The sequence below is a fragment of the Kribbella sp. NPDC056951 genome, assembly GCF_042674205.1.
Lineage (GTDB): Bacteria > Actinomycetota > Actinomycetes > Propionibacteriales > Kribbellaceae > Kribbella > Kribbella yunnanensis.
Map to the genome: position 1 here is coordinate 392,924 of NZ_JBHUQZ010000007.1, position 15,810 is coordinate 408,733.

Below are 15,810 nucleotides of genomic sequence, written 5' to 3' on the forward strand. Positions count from 1 at the left end.
TCCGAACCTAGCGTCATCGGATCGGCTGCCAGTCGTCGAAGGCGGTTCCTCCGGCCGTGGACTGGACGCGGTGGAGGATGCGGCCGTCGGGCTGGCGGATGACCAGGTCCAGGCGGTTGTCGGCGCCGCGTTGGACGACCGGGTCGTCGGCGGCCGCGCCCGCCAGGTTGTCCCAGCCGCCGAACGCGCCGTTCTCGGTGTCTTGGCGGGTCCACCAGACGCTTCCGTCGGCGGCGCGGGCGAACATGGCCAGGCGGCCACCTGCTTGCTCGGCCAGGACCGGATCGTTCGCGGGGGCGGAGCCGAGGCTGGTCCAAGCGCTCCAACCTGCGCCCGACTGGATGGAGCGGTAGACGACGGACTGCGTACCTTCCCAGCGGCGCGCGACCAGCACTAGACGTCCGTCGGCTTGCTTGGCCACGGCTGGTCCGCCATCGAAGGATGGCGAGCTTTCCACGACCTGCCAGCCTGACCACGAGCTGCCGACCTGCTGGTTGAACCAGATCTGACCACCGGCTTCTTTCGCCGCCTTGGCGAACAGCACCAGCGATCCGTCCTGGTTGGTGCCGATCACGGGTTGGCCAGCCGGGCTGGCGCCGAGGTCCTGCCAAGTACCGGCGAAGGCTCCGTTGGGCGCCTGCTGGGTGTTCACGTAGACCCGGGAACCCGGTGCTTCGTTGCGCCGGGTGACGACGACCAGCCGTCCATCTGCGGTCTTCGCGGCCACCGGGTCACCGGCGCTGGCTGAGCCCGGCAGCTGGGACCAGCCGGGGTGACCGCCGTTCGGCTGAGCCTGCAGGTTCCACCAGATCGATCCGTCGTTGGCCCGGGAGAACAACGCGACCCGGCCATCGGGCTGCCGTGCCGCGATCGGTCGGCCCGCCGGGCTCGCGCCGAACTTGGTCCACGACCCGCCCTCGGTCGAGCTCCAGACATTCGCCTCGCACCGGTTCGCGGTGTGTCCCAGGACGGACAACCGACCGTCCTCCTGCGCGATCAGCTCCGGCCTGGTTCCGCTGGTGAACGACAGCGGCGCCTGCGCATGCGCGAGCCGGTACGCCCAGTAGTTGCCGCCGGGAGGTTCGGTGGCGAAGTACACGTCCAGCTCGGAGCCGTCCGCGATCATCCCGTACGCGTTCCGCACGATGCCGGAGTTGTGGTTGTACTTGTAGCCGCTGTGGCATTCGGTCAGCCGTCCGACCGTGCTCCACGTACCGGTTCCCGACCAGATCGCGGAACCGGCGATCCGGTTGATCTCGACATCCGGCTGGACCCGCTCGTTACCGGAGCCGGTGTCGCGGGACACCAGGAACTCGTCGCGCGCCGGGTCGTACACGAACGACGCGTTGTGGAACCACGGCCCGCCGCCGGGTTCCGGGGTGAGTCCGGCCGTCGGGAGTGCGACCCGCGGGCCGATCTTCGGGTTGTTGGCGTCGCTGAGGTCGACCTCGCGCCGCATCAGGCCCACGCCGCTGTAGAACACGAGCAGCTTGCCGGCGCCGTCGACCGAGGTCACGCTCGGCTGGCCGACACCCCAGGCACCGGGCTCGAACGGGCCGTCGGTGGATCCGTCGAGCAGCGCGTTCCGGCTGAGCTTCCACGGTCCTTGCGGCTGGTCGGCGAAAGCCACACCGACGACGTTGATGTCGTCCGCCTGGGGATACTTGGTGGTGTCCGGGAAGCCCAGGACGAACATCGCCCAGGGGTACGTGTGACCGTCGTACCGGAACGAACCGCGCACGACCTCGGGATCGCAGATATGGCTCGAGGCCCAGAACGGCGTGTCGGCTGCCTGCGGGTTGAGCGGGAACTGGACCGGTCCCCACGCGTACGTGCCGTCGGCGCGACGGGTGCCGTAGTTCATGCCGACGTGGTCCAAGGTCTGACCGGGAACCCGGTTGGCGCAGGTGTAGACCATGCGCTCCGTCGGCGAGAGCTGCACGATCGAGGGCGCGTACATGTAGAACGGTCCGTTGCCGGGCGGGACCGGTACGCCGGCATTCGGAGCGGTCTGCGGATTCCAGGTACCGGCGGGCTCGGCCGCGTGAGCCGGGAGGGCTGGGAGGGCGAACTGGCCGGCCAGCACGAGGGCAGCCGCGAGAATTCGGGCGAGACGCATGGGCACATCGTGCGAGGAGCGATCCGTGGCTGCCACCGTTTCGATGCTGGGCGAATCGCGCTAAAACGTGGAGCTCAGTCCGGTACGCGGCCTCGGTCGCTGACCGGGACGGTCGGCGCATACCGCGCGACGGCTGCGACCAGGTCGTCGTACGGCATGGCACGTCCGATGACCTCGTGCGAGCCGGGCCACGGCCGGGACGGGCCCCACGCCTTCGAGCTGCGGGGGAGCGCTTCGGCTTCGTGCAGCAGTACGACGAGGAAGGGTTCCCACTCGTCGTCCTCGCTGCTCCCCAACGGCCGCTCGATCCGGCAGATGCCGCGGACCTCGTCCCACCGGACCGTGCGCGGTTGCGCGCCACCGAGATGCACCCCGACGGCGTCGATCGAGAGCAGGACGTCGTCCTCGTCGACCTCCTGCCGCTCTTCCAGTGCCGTGATCGCGCCGATCAACAGCAGGAATGGCATCCCGAGCGCGAAGATCAGCGGGCTCCCGCCCCAGGACAGCCAGATCGTCTCCAGCCCGTCGCGCGCCGAGTTGCCCTGCGCGCGCGAGATCGCGATGGCCAGTAGCGTGATCAGCACCTCGGCACCGACCAGCAGCGCGCAGAAGAGCAACATCGTCTTGGTGGTGCCCAGCCCATGTCGTTTCACGACAAACGGCTCCACACTTTGGTCAGGCGGCATACCTCGCATTGTCAGCGTTATCCACCCAACGCACCAGCGCTCTCACGGATGTCTAAGACCGTGGGCGGCAGTTCCCCGCCTACTGCGCGGCACTCGGCACGGCACCTCGCCGCACGTGGGCAAAGCGCACGATGCTCCGCATCGCACCCTTCGCCCCCGCACACCGATGCACCGCACCGAGCACCTGCTCGCTACGGCGCGGAACTACCGCCCACGGTCTAATCACTTCGGCCAGAACGGTCGTCCGCAAGGATGAAATCCCCGTACAGAAGCCTCCGCGGACTTTGGCAGAGCCGGAGAGTCCGCAACAATCGCATCATGTCCAACAGCACCGCCACCCTCGCGCCCAAACGGCCGCCACAACGGGCCGATGCCCGTCGTGCGCGGAAGAACGGCAAGTGGCGTCGTGGCTGGTTCATAGCGGTGCTGGCGATTCTGACCGCGCTGCCGCTGCTCTTCCACCGCTGGGTGCCGAACACCTTCGGCAACATGGGCAGTCTGCTGGACACGTTCCTGCCGTGGGTGGGCGTCGCCGTACCGATCCTTGCTGTTGCCGCGCTGGTACGGCGTTCTGCGATCGCCGGCGTGGCTTTGCTGCTGCCGACCGTGGTGTGGGGCGGGATGTTCGGCAACCAGCTGATTCCTCAGTCAACCGGTGGTGCCTACGACCTGCGGGTGCTGTCGCACAACGTGGATGCGGCCAACCCGGACCCGAAGCGCACAGCGCAGGATCTGCTGACGGCCGATGCGGATATCGTCGCGCTCGAGGAGCTGACGGCGGCGGATCTCAAGGTCTACAAGGCTGCGTTCGCGAAGAAGTACCCGTATCAGGTGACGCGGGACACGGTCGCGCTCTGGTCGAAGTACCCGGTCGAGGAGAGTGAGTCGGTCGACGTCGGGTTCGCGTGGACCCGGGCGCTGCGGGCTGAGGTCGATACCCCGGAGGGCAAGGTTGCGGTGTACGTCGCGCACCTGGCCTCGGTGCGGATCGGTACCAGCGGATTCACTTCCGACCAGCGTAACAAGACGATTCGAGCTCTCGGCCGGCAGATCGCCGAGGAGAAGCTGGCCGGCGTGATCGTGATGGGCGACTTCAACGGTACGGCGACCGACCGCAGCCTGGCGCCGTTGACGGCCGGTCTGCGCTCGGCGCAGGGCGCGGCCGGGCACGGGTTCGGATTCACCTGGCCGTCGAGTTTCCCGATGGCGCGGATCGACCACATCCTGGTTCGCGGTGTCGAGCCGACCAAGGCGTGGGTGATGGCGCCGACCGGCAGTGACCACCGCCCGGTCGTTGCCGAGCTAAAGATCTGACGCGAGCCCTTGGCGGTAGGCGTACCGGACCGCCTCCGCGCGGTGCCGGGCGCCGATCTTCGCGAACGTGTTGTTGATATGCGTCTTCACAGTCGCTTCACTGATGAAGAGCTGCTGCGCGATCTCGGAGTTGCTGAGCCCACGCGCAATCAGCCGCAGCACCTCAGTCTCCCTCGCTGTCAGCCCGTCCGTGGTAGGCGGCTCAGGAGCCAGCCCAGCCACCAGCTTTCGGGTTACCTCGGGGTCGAAGGTCGACTGGCCGGCGGCGGTTGATCTCAGCGCGGCGCCGATCTCTACACGACCGGCGTCCTTGGTGAGATAGCCGCGTGCCCCAGCCCGCAACGCGGTCGCGATTGACGCATCATCGGCGTACGTCGTCAGCACCAGTACGGCGACGTCGGGGAAGTCGGCGGTGATTCGCGCAGTCGCGTCCACCCCGTCGAGAACCGGCATCCGCAGATCCATCAGGACGACATCAACGTTGCCCCGAGCAACAAGGTCCACGGCCTCAGCCCCATTAGCCGCGGCCCCGGTCACCTCGATCCCATCAATCAGTTCCAGCAGCGCAACCAGCCCCTCCCGCACCACCTGCTGATCGTCGGCCACGAGGACGCGGATGGTCTCATTCATTCGGCGCCTCCGCGATCACGAGCCAGTCGTCCCCGTCCGGACCTGCTGTCAGCGTGCCACCGACGAGGGCCAGCCGCTCGCGCATCCCCACCAACCCAAACCCATCACCAGCAGTAGGCCCGAGGTTCCGAACTACCAGTCGCACAGCATCGCCATACACAAGCTTGATATCGACGGGTTGGCCGGGTGCGTGCTTGGCGGCGTTCGTCAGGGCTTCTCGTGCTGTGTTCAGGAGGGCGACGGTGGTGGTGGAGGCGAGCTTGGCGGGTGTGCCTTCGACTGTCAGTTGGACCGGTACGGCGTGATCCGCCTCGTGTTGTTCGGCTAGTGCGCGTATCGCCTCGGGTAGCTCTGGTACGTCGTCTGCTCGGAGCGCGGCTACCGCGTTGCGGGCCTCGTTCAGGCCTTGGACCGCGAGCCGCCGGGAACGTCGTACTCGCTCGAGCGCCCCGTCGACATCACGGCGTTCGTCGAGCAGCGCCTCGGCGACCTCGAGTTGCACGGACAAAGCACCGAGCGAGTGGGCGAGTACGTCGTGCAGGTCGCGGGCGATCCGACCACGTTCGTCGAGGGCGGCGGCTCGGGCGCGTTCGCTCTGCGCACGCCGAGTCTGTACAAGCAGCTCCCGCGTCTGACGAACCTGGATCTCGTACTGCCGCCGGTTCAACCCGAATGCGATTAGGATCGCCGCCCACATCAACTGGGTCAGCAGCCAACTGTCGCTCCGCTCGAACCACCACCTCGACAACCCGAAGCCGACACCCACACCGATGCCGACAGCAAGGATCGGTCGGAAGCCGGTTCGACTCAGATCGACGATCACGATCGTGGTGAGCGCGACCAGGACCAGCACCAAGGCGTTCGAGTCCGGGACACCGGCCAGGAGCGCGTTGCCGATGGCAACCGTGCTGAGTAGGACGAGCGCGAGCCGCGGGCGGGAGGTCATCAACCACGTGCCGGCCAGGAACGCGGCCAGCCCGGCGCCGAGTGCGAACCACACCCAGCGATCGGCAGGGCGCGCCGTACCGAGGACTCCGATGGCGACTGCTGCCGTCATCACCCGGCCGAGCCAGCCGCTGTCGCCGTGCATCCCGCCTGGGAGCCGGGCCTTCAAGTTGCTCAACTGATGCTGTACTCCTCGGCCTCGCGGTGTGCCTTGCCCTGGATCACCAACGACTGGGTCAGCAGGTTCGCGCCCATGCTCAGCATCAGTGCGCCACCACCGGCGGTCGTGGCCATACCGAGCAGGTGCCCGACGCCCGCCAGTCCGAGGCGGATGACCAGGTACGCCACCATGATGCCGAGTCCGGGGATCCCGAGCCGGAAGAACACCTTCCCGGCGCGCCGCTGGACCTGGGCGACCCGGCCGGACGCGTACCCGGCGGCCAGCGCGACGCCGACCCCGGCGATCAGCAGGACGAGATCGACCAGGCCGAGCTGAAGGTGCTTGCCATACATCTGGTAGATGCCGACCCCGCAAAGGATCAGCGGGCCGCGCCAGACATCCGCGTCGGAGTTCTCCAACTCCGACCAGGACAGCCTGCGGGCGATGACCGCGACCACGATCGCGACGACGACGAGAGCGTTGGGAAGGGTTCCGAAGGACATGCTCCGACGCTAAGTGGGCACTGACCTGAGGCAGGACCGTCCACGGGTGGAGATCCGGGTGGAGACGCGGGTCGGTCTACTGGGTGATTGAAAGCAGGAGTAACGTTCCTAACCGGTAACAACACTGTGCGTCATATACCGACCCGGAGGGCCGATGCTGCCACTTGACTCCGTCCTGAGACTCGATGCCAAAGCGGTCGACTACATCATCATCGCGACGTACTTCGTCTTCGTGCTCGGCATCGGGTACCTGGCCAAACGCGCGGTCTCGAGCAGCCTGGACTTCTTCCTGTCCGGCCGTTCGCTGCCGGCCTGGGTGACCGGCCTGGCCTTCATCTCCGCCAACCTCGGCGCGATCGAGATCATGGGCATGTCCGCGAACGGCGCGCAGTACGGGATGCCGACCGTGCACTACTTCTGGATCGGCGCGATCCCGGCGATGCTGTTCCTCGGTGTCGTGATGATGCCGTTCTACTACGGTTCCAAGGTCCGCAGCGTGCCGGAGTTCATGCTGCGCCGGTTCGGCAAACCCGCGCACCTGGTGAACGCGATCAGCTTCGCCGTCGCGCAGGTGCTGATCGCGGGCGTGAACCTGTTCCTCCTGGCCACCATCGTCAACGTGCTGCTCGGCTGGCCGATCTGGGTGTCGGTGATCGTGGCCGCGGTGATCGTGCTCAGCTACATCACTCTCGGCGGCCTGTCCGCGGCGATCTACAACGAGGTGCTGCAGTTCTTCGTGATCGTCGCCGCGCTGCTGCCGCTGACGATCGTCGGTCTGCGCAAGGTCGGCGGGTACCAGGGCCTGATCGACAAGGTCACCGCGTCGAAGGGTGGCGCGGAGCAACTGAGCGCCTGGCCCGGCACTGAATTGAGCGGCTTCAACAACAGCTTCCTGTCGGTGATCGGGCTGGTCTTCGGTCTCGGGTTCGTGCTCTCGTTCGGCTACTGGACAACGAACTTCGTCGAGGTCCAGCGCGCGATGGCCTCGAAGAACATGTCCGCGGCCCGGCGGACCCCGATCATCGGTTCGTTCCCGAAGATGTTCATCCCGTTCATCGTGATCATCCCGGGCATGATCGCGGCGGTCGCCGTACCGGAGTTGCAGCAGTTCAAGAACAACAACGGCACGGGCGGCGACGTCACCTACAACGACGCGTTGCTGCTGCTGATGCGGGACCTGTTGCCGAACGGCATGCTCGGCCTGGCGATCACCGGTCTGCTGGCCTCGTTCATGGCCGGTATGGCGGCGAACCTGAGCTCGTTCAACACGGTCATGACGTATGACCTGCTCGAGCGGTACGTCGTCAAGGAGCGCAGCGACGACTTCTATCTGCGGACCGGCCGCTGGGTGACGGTCGGCGGCACGGTGATCGCGATCGGTACGGCGGCGATCGCCTCCGGCTACAGCAACCTGATGGACTACCTGCAGCAGCTGTTCTCGTTCTTCAACGCGCCACTGTTCGCCACGTTCATCCTCGGTATGTTCTGGAAGCGGATGACCGCGGCGGCCGGCTGGATCGGTCTCGTCAGCGGTACGACGACCGCCGTACTGGTGTTCATCCTGTCCGAGACCGGCGTGATCAACCTGCCCGGTCAGGGCGCGAGCTTCGTTGGCGCCGGTGCGGCCTTCGTGGTCGACATCCTGGTCAGCGTCGTGGTCAGCAAGGTCACCAGGGCCAAGCAGGAGTCCGAGCTGGTCGGGCTGGTCTACTCGCTGACGCCCAAGGAGCAGCGGTCCGAGACGGCCGGCGAGGGTGATCACGGCTGGTACCGCAAGCCGGTGCTGCTGGCCGGGATCTCGCTGGGCCTGGTCGTCGTCCTGAACATCGTCTTCGGCTGAGAGGAGCATTGTCATGGCAGAGAAGAAGAAGGCCGGAGCATTCGACATCCGTGTCGTCATCGCGACGCTGATCGGCTTGTACGGCGTGATCCTGACGGTCCTCGGCATCGTCGAGAAGCAGGCGGAGATCGACAAGGCGGCCGGGATCAACATCAACCTGTGGGGCGGAATCGCGATGCTGGTCTTCGCGGGACTGTTCGTGCTCTGGGCCCGGTTGCGGCCGATCGCCGTACCGGTCGAGGAGTAACCCGGCTCACATCTGCTCGTTGTGGGACCAGTAGCTCTACTGGTCCCACAACGGAGGGTGTTTCGTGGCCGAACCCCGAAATTTGTCCAGACGGGTGTTCCTCGCCCGGATCGGTGTTCTGGGAGCAGCGCTGGGAGGTGGCGGGCTGCTCACGCGCGGTCTGCTGAATCCGGCCGACGCCGCCACCAGCCTCCCCGGCGTGGACCTCGTCCGCCCGGTCCTCGCGGCACTCGCCCGCGACACGCTGAACGGGCTGACCGCCTTCGCGCTGCCCGGCCCGGACCAGTACTCCCGCACGCAGGGCGCCAGCAGCCGCACGCCTGGCGCTCTCGATGCGGGCGCGACGGACTTCATGATCAACGCCTTGGACAACTTCGTCCCGTTCCCGGACGCGTTGGCCCAGCCGATCAGTGCCGCCCTGGTGACGGGCCTGGCCGACTCGGGCGTCAACCTGCCGGGTCTCGAAGTACTGCCGGCCGAGCTGCGCAGCCTGGACCAGGCGTTCGCGGCGGTGCTGCAGAGCGACGAGACGATCCCGCTGTCGTTCCCGATCGCCGGTCTGCTGAACCTGATGGCGACCCAGGTGAACCCGGCCGCCGTGAACGGTCCGCACCTGTCGCCGTTCGCGCGGCTCACGTACGCCGAGAAGGCGCGGACGTTCGAGCTCATCGAGAAGACCGACTCGGACCTGGTCGCGTTGCTGGATGTGCAGTTCCCCGAGCCGCTGAAGGCGTCGGTGTCCGGGCTGCTCAAGTTCGTCGGCGGCGCACTGATTGAGTTCGCGACCTTCGGTGCTTACGGCGAGTACGGCGTACTGGATCGGTCCACGAAGACGCTGCGTCGGCGACCGGTCGGGTGGACGCTCACCGGCTATCAGCCCGACGGCCCGGTCGAGGGCTGGGACGACTTCATCGGCTACTACCAGGGACGCAAAGAGGTGCACGACTGATGCGCGATGTGATCGTGATCGGAGCCGGTGGTGGTGGACCGGTGGTCGCCAAGGAACTGGCCGCGAAGGGCCTCGACGTACTGCTGCTCGAGGCCGGGCCACGGCACGCGAAGCCGCGCGAGGAGTGGTCGACGTTCGAGGAGGACGCGAACAACCCGCTGACCGGGTACTTCCGGCTCGGCCCGACGGATCGTTCCAAGCCGGCCTGGTACCGCGAGTGGCCGCAGAACTCGTTCGTCTGGCAGTTGTCCGGTGTGGGCGGGACCACGCAGCACTTCTACGGAAACTACCCCCGCGCTTATCCCGGTGTGTTCGCCGGGTATGAAGGTGCCGATCGCAACGAGTACGACGTGAATCACCGGTTCCCGTTCAGCTACTCCTCGATGGTTCCGTACTTCGAGTGGGTCGAGGCGATCATGCCGGTCCAGACGGCGGCGATGGGGACGAAGGAGCAGGTGTTCTTCCAGGGCGCCGAGACTCTCGGCCTGCCGGTCCAAACGACGAAGACCACGCGCGGGCCGTCGTACCGGCCGCAGGAGAACGCGATCCTGCAGCCTGGGGGTACGGCGGGTAAGACCTCCTCGGCCAATTTGCTGAACTATCCGCAGGCGACCGGTTGCACCTTCTGTGGTTACTGTTTCCAGGGGTGCATGCGACCGAAGGGTGCCCCGCGCAACCAGTTCGCGAAGCGCTCGACGGACAACAGCTACGTGCCGATGGCACTCACCGCCGAGGTCTGGTCCCGCGGCGGCAAACCCGCCGAGCTGATCGCGGATGCGTATGTGACTCGCGTCCACACTGAGACGCGGCACGGCGTACTGACTGCGTCGGGGGTGACGTGGCGGGACAACGTGACGGGTGACGAGCACCGCGAGGACGCGCGGGTCGTGGTGATGTCCGGTGGGTGCACCGAGAATCCGCGGCTGTGGTTCAACAGCGGGCTGCCGAATCCGAACGGTTGGGTTGGACGTGGGTACACCGACCACTTCTTCGACTGGATGATCGGGTCGTTCGACGACTACACCGGCAACCCCAAGGGCGTCGGATCGAGCGCGCGACTGGACTACCCGCCGTACGGGGGTCTGGAGAACGTCGGGCTGCCGCCAGCACTGAACGCGTTCGCGGGCACGCTGTCGGACAGCGGTATCCGTGGGCAGTACAAGAACGGCCGCGGACAGACCGGACCGTGGGACGGGCCGGCCGGCCGGGTGATGGGTCCGGAACTCAAGGAGTTGGTTGCCGGCGGCATCGACAAGCTGCTCACCGTACTGGTGATCACCGACGACGACGTCGAGGCGCAGAACCGCGTCACCACGTCGGCGCTCCCGGCCGACGAGAACGGCCCGATCCCGAAGGTCACCTTCCAGCAGCGCAAGCGCACGAAGCGCACCCTGAAGAACCGCGAGTTCATGGCCCGAAAAGCAGCCGAACTCCTCCGCGGCGCCGGCGCTAAGAAGGTCTACCGAATCGACTGGGCACCCCTCATCCTGCACGTCCAGTCCTCGATGCGGATGGGCGCATCCGAGCACAACTCGGTCCTCGACGCCACCGGCGAAACCCGAGCCGTCAAGGGCCTCTTCGTGGCCGACAACTCCGCCCTCTCCAACGGCCTCGGCGGTCCCAACCCGACCCTCACCTCCCAAGCCCTCGCCACCCGAACCGCCGAGAACATCTTCACGAAGTACTTCGGCGGCGACCCCTGGGTCCGCACCAGCGCCCCGGTCGTCTCCACCGACCCGCGAATCAGCGTGCGGCTGGGACAGCTGGGGTTGTAGCCGCCTGAAAATTCTTCGAAGAAGGTTTGAACCGATCCAGAAAACCATCCGTGTTGGTGATCACGAAGGGCAAGAGACCAACCAGGAAAGGTTTTCCGATGTCTGTTCGCAAGTTTGTGCTGCCTGTTCTCGCCACCGGCCTGGCCGCGACGACCGTGGTGGCCGGCGTGGCTTTCGCCCACGACGATCATCCGGCGCCGACTGGCGGGCAGCCGTCTTCGGGTCATGATCATGCGGTTGCCGGTGGTCAGGCGTCGACGGGTACCGGGTATCAGACGACGAGCAAGGCGCCGGCGGTCTTCCTGGCCGCCGGGCTCGTCGGACGCAACGAGGTGCCGGTCGCGGGTGGGCCGGCTGTCAACGACCCGGACGGCCGGGCGGTCGGGGTCGTCAGGATCAAGGGTGACCAGGTTTCGTATGCGGTTCGCTGGCAGAACATTTCCGCGCCGAAGGCCTTCCACATCCACCAGGGTGCGGCCGGTACCAACGGTGGCGTGAAGATCGACTTCCTCGGTTCGGACATCCCGGCCGGCGTACAGGCTGTGACGGGCAGTGTGAAGGTCACCGACCAGGCGCTGCTCGCCGCGATCAAGGCGAATCCGAACAGTTTCTACCTGAACCTGCACACGGCGGAGTTTCCCGGTGGCGCCGTTCGCGGTCAGACGCACGCGTTGGGTCGTGCGGTCGACCTGAACGGCGTACTGAATGGCAGCACGGCGGACAACCTGCGGTCGGTGGCCGACGGCAAGCAAGAGGTTCCTGGCCCGAAGCCGTCGGGCGATCTGGACGGGCGTGCGGAGTGGTTGCTGCAGGCAAGCGGTGACAAGCTCTCCTACGCGACTGTGTGGAGTGGAATCGGCGCACCGACCAACGGGCACATCCATGCCGGCGCTAAGGGGGTCAATGGTGCGGTCGCCGCGGATCTGTTCGCCGACACGGATGGTCTGCCTGCGTCGGTGACCGGCGTTGCCGGGACGGCCACGGTCGGCGCGGACCTGGTCGCCAAGCTGAAGAGCAACCCGGCCGGTTTCTACACGAACCTGCACACCGGTGAGTTCAGCGGCGGTGCGGTGCGTGGGCAGTTGGCGAAGAACAAGGGCGGCCAGCCGCGGGCGTTGCAGGCGGCCGTCGTTGGCGGTTCGCAGATCTACCACTGCACTGCGCAGCCGGGTGGTGGGTTCGCCTTCGGTCAGTTCGGTGTCGCCGCCGTACTGCGGGATGGCATCCTGCACTCGTTCGCCCGCCCGGTCGACGGCCCGCCCCAGTGGATCGCTCCGGACGGCACCGCGGTCACCGGAAAGCTCGTCACCAAGTCGCCGAACGGTCAGGGCAACATCGCCGAGCTGCTGCTGGACGCTCGTCAGGCCGGTGGACGCAGCGGCATCCTCGCGGACGCTACTCAGATCCTGCGGCTGAACACCGTCGGCGGGGTCGCACCAGCGGGTAGCTGCGACCCGGAGACGCAGGCTGTCGTGTCGGTGCCCTACCAGGCCGACTACTTGTTCCTCGGGTAAGCGTGTCCGTTTGAGAAACATCGGCGTCCGGTCGGGTCCTGCCGACCGGGCGTCGCTTTTCGTAGTCTCGAAGTACCCGATCAGGAGGAGCTTCGAGATGACGACCACCTCGGCCCGGCCCGAGTTGTCGAGCCTGGCACAGCAGTACGCCGACGAGGGTTTCGTACTGGTGAAAGGCCTGCTCAGCAAGGAGGAAGCGGCGTACTATCGCGGCCGCAGCCACGACCTGCTGGCGCAGCTGAACCGCCACGACGACCCGACCTGGCAGTCCGCGATGGGCCTGGCCGACGGGGCCACCCGGCTGCAGCATCTGCACGACGCACAGTTCTACGACGCCGAGTTCGCGAAGCTGCTGGTCGACCCACGGTTCACCGACGTGGCCGCTGCGGTGATGGGCGTGGACAACGTCCAGCTGCACCACACCAAGCTGTTCGTGAAGCCGCCGGAGAACGGATCGCCGTTCCCGCTGCACCAGGACCACCCGTTCTTCCCGCACAAGTACCACCGGGTCGGGGCGGCGATCTTCCACTTCGACGACGCCCCTCTCGAGAAGGGGTGCGTCCGGATCATCCCGGGCAGTCACAAGTCCGGACCGCGGGAGCACGACCCGGAGGGCTCGTTCCACCTGACCGATGTGCCGTTCGATGCGGCGACACCGCAGCCGGCCGAGGCGGGCGACGTACTGTTCTTCACCTACCTGACCGTGCACGGCTCCGGGGTGAACGTGAGCGACGAGCCGCGGACCACCTGGCTGATCCAGTACCGCGACCCGGCGGACCCGCCGACGGTCAAGACCCACGAGTGGTCACTCGGTCAGGGCATGATGCTGCGTGGAGTCGACCCCACCGGCAGGAGCAATGTTTGAGCCTGGGATCCGTCGCTGACGCGGACCGTTTCGTCGACCTCGCCGGACTGCTCGAGTCCTGCGAGGTCGACGGGTTCCGCGCGGACTTCCTGAGCTGGGGGCACTACCGGCCGGAGTACTGGCGCAACTACTGGCACACCCACTCGTTCCACGAGGTCTGCCTCGCCTACTCCGGCTCCGGCCGCTTCAACAACGGCACGGTCCAGTACGACGTAGTGCCGGGCTCGGTGTTCCTCGCACGGCCCGGTGACGTCCACGAGATCGAGTCTTCGCGCGCAGAGCCGTTGGGGATCGCTTTCTGGGGCTTCACCTTCCGCCCAGGCTCAGATGAACCTGGGTGGTGGTCCGGACTGACACGAGCTGATGGACCAGTCGTCTCTGAACGGGTTGGTGTGCTGCCGCAGGTGATCACAGCTCTCGCCGCAGAGGCCGCCGGACCCACCTCGGGGTACTCAGCCGCACTGAATGCGTTGGGCTCGACTCTGGTGCTGGAAACAGCTCGTGCGTTCGCACTGGACGAAGACCTGGCTGTCGAGCCAGTACGTCGCGACCGCGGGCTGCTGGTGGTCGAGGCGATGCAGCGACACCTGCGGGACAACCTGTCCCGGCCGATCACGGTCCGGGACGTGGCGGCCGTCGTACACCTGTCTGAGCGCCATGCGGAGCGGCTATTCACTCAGCAGACCGGTGCGTCGATCATGGCGACGCTCTGGCGCCTCCGGCTCGAGTTGGCGGCTCAGCTGTTGCTGGACCCTTCTTTGATGGTTACCGAGGTGGCTCGGGCCTGCGGGTACTCAGACGTCCGGCCATTCTCCACTGCGTTCAAACGCCACTACGGGCGCACACCTGGCGAGCACCGACGATCCGGTGGAACGGAGTTCATATGAAAGCGTTGCTGACCTCGAGCGGTATCAAGAACTCGAGCATCCAAGGTGCGCTGGTCGAACTGCTGGGCAAGCCGATTGCCTCGTCGAACGCACTCATCATCCCCACGGCCATCTATCCGTTCCCCGGTGGTGCGAACCACGCCTGGCGTGCGCTGCACAACCCGATGACCGAACTGGGCTGGAAGTCACTGGGCGTCTTGGAGCTGTCGGTGCTGCCGAGTATCGACTCGAATGCGTGGGTGCCGACGGTGCAGGCAGCGGACGCGTTGCTGGTCTGGGGAGGCGACCCGCTCTTCCTCGCGCGGTGGATGCGGCAGTCCGGCCTGGCTGACCTGCTGCCGACGCTAGAGGCCGTGTACGTCGGTGTGAGCGCGGGCGCCATTGTCGCAGCGCCCACCTTCGTCGAGACGTACGACGACCCGCCCCGGGCAGCCGACGAGCCGGTGCAGAGCGAGGAGTTCACATTCACTCCTTCGCTCAACCGGTATCTGGTGACTGGACGCGGCCTGGGGCTCACTGACTTCGCTGTGATCCCACACTTCGAGCACCCCGACCACCTGGACGCCTCCCGCGCCAACGCCTCCGACTGGGCGGCCCGGATTCCACATCCGACGTACGCGCTCGATGACGAATCGGCGGTCAAGGTGGTGGACGGCGAGGTGACAGTGGTGTCCGAGGGGGAGTGGCAGCTCTTCTGACGTGTGGAAGACCGGCACAGCGCGGGGTCGACACCGCGCTGCACCGGCCGTCTGAGGGGATCAGAAGGAGACGTGCTCCTCGCTGTCCGCGCGCAGGACCGACTCCTGCTGGAACTTCTTCTCGTAGAGGTCCCGGATCTCCTCGATCTTCTTGCTGCTCTCGTCCGCGCCGTCGACCGGGTAGACGATGATCAGGAGCTTCGAGCGCTCCTTGACGATGCCCTTGGTCTCCTTCCACTGCCCCTGGCCCGACAGGACGGTCAGACCGTCCGGGAACCGCGGCGTCACGGTGGAGTCCACGAACTTCTGGAACTGGTAGTCCGACACGTCCGGGCCCGGCTTGTCCGTACCGAAGAACAGTTCGGTACGGATCCACGGGTCGCCGGCCAGCTTGCTGTGGGCGGGCTTGTCGTCGGCCTGCTGCAGTGCGACCGCGGCCGGCGTACCCAGCGCGGTCAGCACGAGCGCGGCGGTGGCGGCAGTCTTGCCCAGATTCTTCATGCCTACGACGCTAACTACGGCAGGACTGGCTCCGGTGGTTCTCTGCCGACCTCTGCCCGGGGGTCTGCCAGGGAGTGCCCAATGGGTACTGCCGGTGGTGCTATCGTGGGCCTATGCGAGTGAGCCTGCTCCTTAGTTAGCCGTACCGGCATTCAGGCGCTTCCAGCGTCGGCCCGT

Annotated in this window: 15 protein-coding genes; 9 read left to right on the forward strand and 6 right to left on the reverse strand. The window is 66.7% G+C overall.

From position 1 onward, the window contains the following. Window positions 1–13 precede the first annotated feature (13 nt). Entirely contained in the window at window positions 14–2,119 is a 2,106-nt protein-coding gene (locus ACFTSF_RS27585) for a hypothetical protein (RefSeq protein WP_380156819.1), read from the reverse strand. Between the two features lie 74 nt (window positions 2,120–2,193). Next, window positions 2,194–2,772, reverse strand: coding sequence for a hypothetical protein (locus ACFTSF_RS27590; protein ID WP_380156820.1), 579 nt, complete (start codon window positions 2,770–2,772; stop codon window positions 2,194–2,196). Window positions 2,773–3,123: 351 nt separating this feature from the next. Between ACFTSF_RS27590 and ACFTSF_RS27595 the strand changes: the two genes are divergently transcribed. Further along, a complete protein-coding gene (locus ACFTSF_RS27595) occupies window positions 3,124–4,119 on the forward strand; it encodes an endonuclease/exonuclease/phosphatase family protein (protein ID WP_380156821.1) in 996 nt (331 codons plus the stop codon). Here ACFTSF_RS27595 and ACFTSF_RS27600 read toward each other — a convergent pair. From ACFTSF_RS27600 to ACFTSF_RS27610, 3 genes are read right to left on the reverse strand one after another with little or no spacing between them, the layout of a single operon-like run. Beyond that, a complete protein-coding gene (locus tag ACFTSF_RS27600; RefSeq protein ID WP_380156823.1) occupies window positions 4,108–4,749 on the reverse strand; it encodes a response regulator in 642 nt (213 codons plus the stop codon). The two genes, ACFTSF_RS27595 and ACFTSF_RS27600, sit on opposite strands and share 12 nt — an antisense overlap. Next, on the reverse strand, window positions 4,742–5,872 hold the full coding sequence (locus tag ACFTSF_RS27605) for a sensor histidine kinase (RefSeq protein WP_380156825.1): 1,131 nt from the start codon (window positions 5,870–5,872) through the stop codon (window positions 4,742–4,744). The genes ACFTSF_RS27600 and ACFTSF_RS27605 overlap by 8 nt, the downstream gene beginning before the upstream one ends. Continuing rightward, the gene (locus ACFTSF_RS27610) at window positions 5,869–6,357 is read right to left on the reverse strand and encodes a hypothetical protein (protein ID WP_344149235.1); all 489 of its coding nucleotides are present in this window, start codon (window positions 6,355–6,357) and stop codon (window positions 5,869–5,871) included. The genes ACFTSF_RS27605 and ACFTSF_RS27610 overlap by 4 nt, the downstream gene beginning before the upstream one ends. A gap of 157 nt (window positions 6,358–6,514) precedes the next feature. On the opposite strand from ACFTSF_RS27610, the gene ACFTSF_RS27615 reads away from it, so the two are divergent. From ACFTSF_RS27615 to ACFTSF_RS27650, 8 genes are all read left to right on the forward strand, one after another. After that, entirely contained in the window at window positions 6,515–8,197 is a 1,683-nt protein-coding gene (locus ACFTSF_RS27615) for a sodium:solute symporter family protein (RefSeq protein ID WP_380156886.1), read from the forward strand. A gap of 13 nt (window positions 8,198–8,210) precedes the next feature. After that, window positions 8,211–8,444 carry a hypothetical protein gene (locus tag ACFTSF_RS27620; protein ID WP_344149237.1) on the forward strand — a complete coding sequence of 78 codons (234 nt, stop codon included), beginning with the start codon at window positions 8,211–8,213 and terminating at the stop codon, window positions 8,442–8,444. Between the two features lie 64 nt (window positions 8,445–8,508). Continuing rightward, window positions 8,509–9,393: a hypothetical protein gene (locus ACFTSF_RS27625; RefSeq protein ID WP_380156827.1), complete on the forward strand. Its 885-nt coding sequence runs from the start codon at window positions 8,509–8,511 to the stop codon at window positions 9,391–9,393. Continuing rightward, a complete protein-coding gene (locus ACFTSF_RS27630) occupies window positions 9,393–11,168 on the forward strand; it encodes a GMC family oxidoreductase N-terminal domain-containing protein (protein WP_380156829.1) in 1,776 nt (591 codons plus the stop codon). The genes ACFTSF_RS27625 and ACFTSF_RS27630 overlap by 1 nt, the downstream gene beginning before the upstream one ends. A 98-nt stretch (window positions 11,169–11,266) precedes the next feature. After that, window positions 11,267–12,682, forward strand: a complete 1,416-nt coding sequence (locus tag ACFTSF_RS27635) for a CHRD domain-containing protein (protein ID WP_380156831.1) — start codon at window positions 11,267–11,269, stop codon at window positions 12,680–12,682. A gap of 97 nt (window positions 12,683–12,779) precedes the next feature. Then, entirely contained in the window at window positions 12,780–13,547 is a 768-nt protein-coding gene (locus ACFTSF_RS27640) for a phytanoyl-CoA dioxygenase family protein (protein WP_380156833.1), read from the forward strand. Then, window positions 13,544–14,434, forward strand: a complete 891-nt coding sequence (locus tag ACFTSF_RS27645) for a helix-turn-helix domain-containing protein (protein WP_380156835.1) — start codon at window positions 13,544–13,546, stop codon at window positions 14,432–14,434. The genes ACFTSF_RS27640 and ACFTSF_RS27645 overlap by 4 nt, the downstream gene beginning before the upstream one ends. Continuing rightward, window positions 14,431–15,132 carry a Type 1 glutamine amidotransferase-like domain-containing protein gene (locus ACFTSF_RS27650; RefSeq protein WP_380156837.1) on the forward strand — a complete coding sequence of 234 codons (702 nt, stop codon included), beginning with the start codon at window positions 14,431–14,433 and terminating at the stop codon, window positions 15,130–15,132. Before ACFTSF_RS27645 ends, ACFTSF_RS27650 begins: the two co-directional genes overlap by 4 nt. A gap of 60 nt (window positions 15,133–15,192) precedes the next feature. Here ACFTSF_RS27650 and ACFTSF_RS27655 read toward each other — a convergent pair whose 3' ends face one another. Next, the gene (locus ACFTSF_RS27655) at window positions 15,193–15,633 is read right to left on the reverse strand and encodes a DUF3574 domain-containing protein (protein WP_380156838.1); all 441 of its coding nucleotides are present in this window, start codon (window positions 15,631–15,633) and stop codon (window positions 15,193–15,195) included. Between the last annotated feature and the right edge of the window lie 177 nt (window positions 15,634–15,810).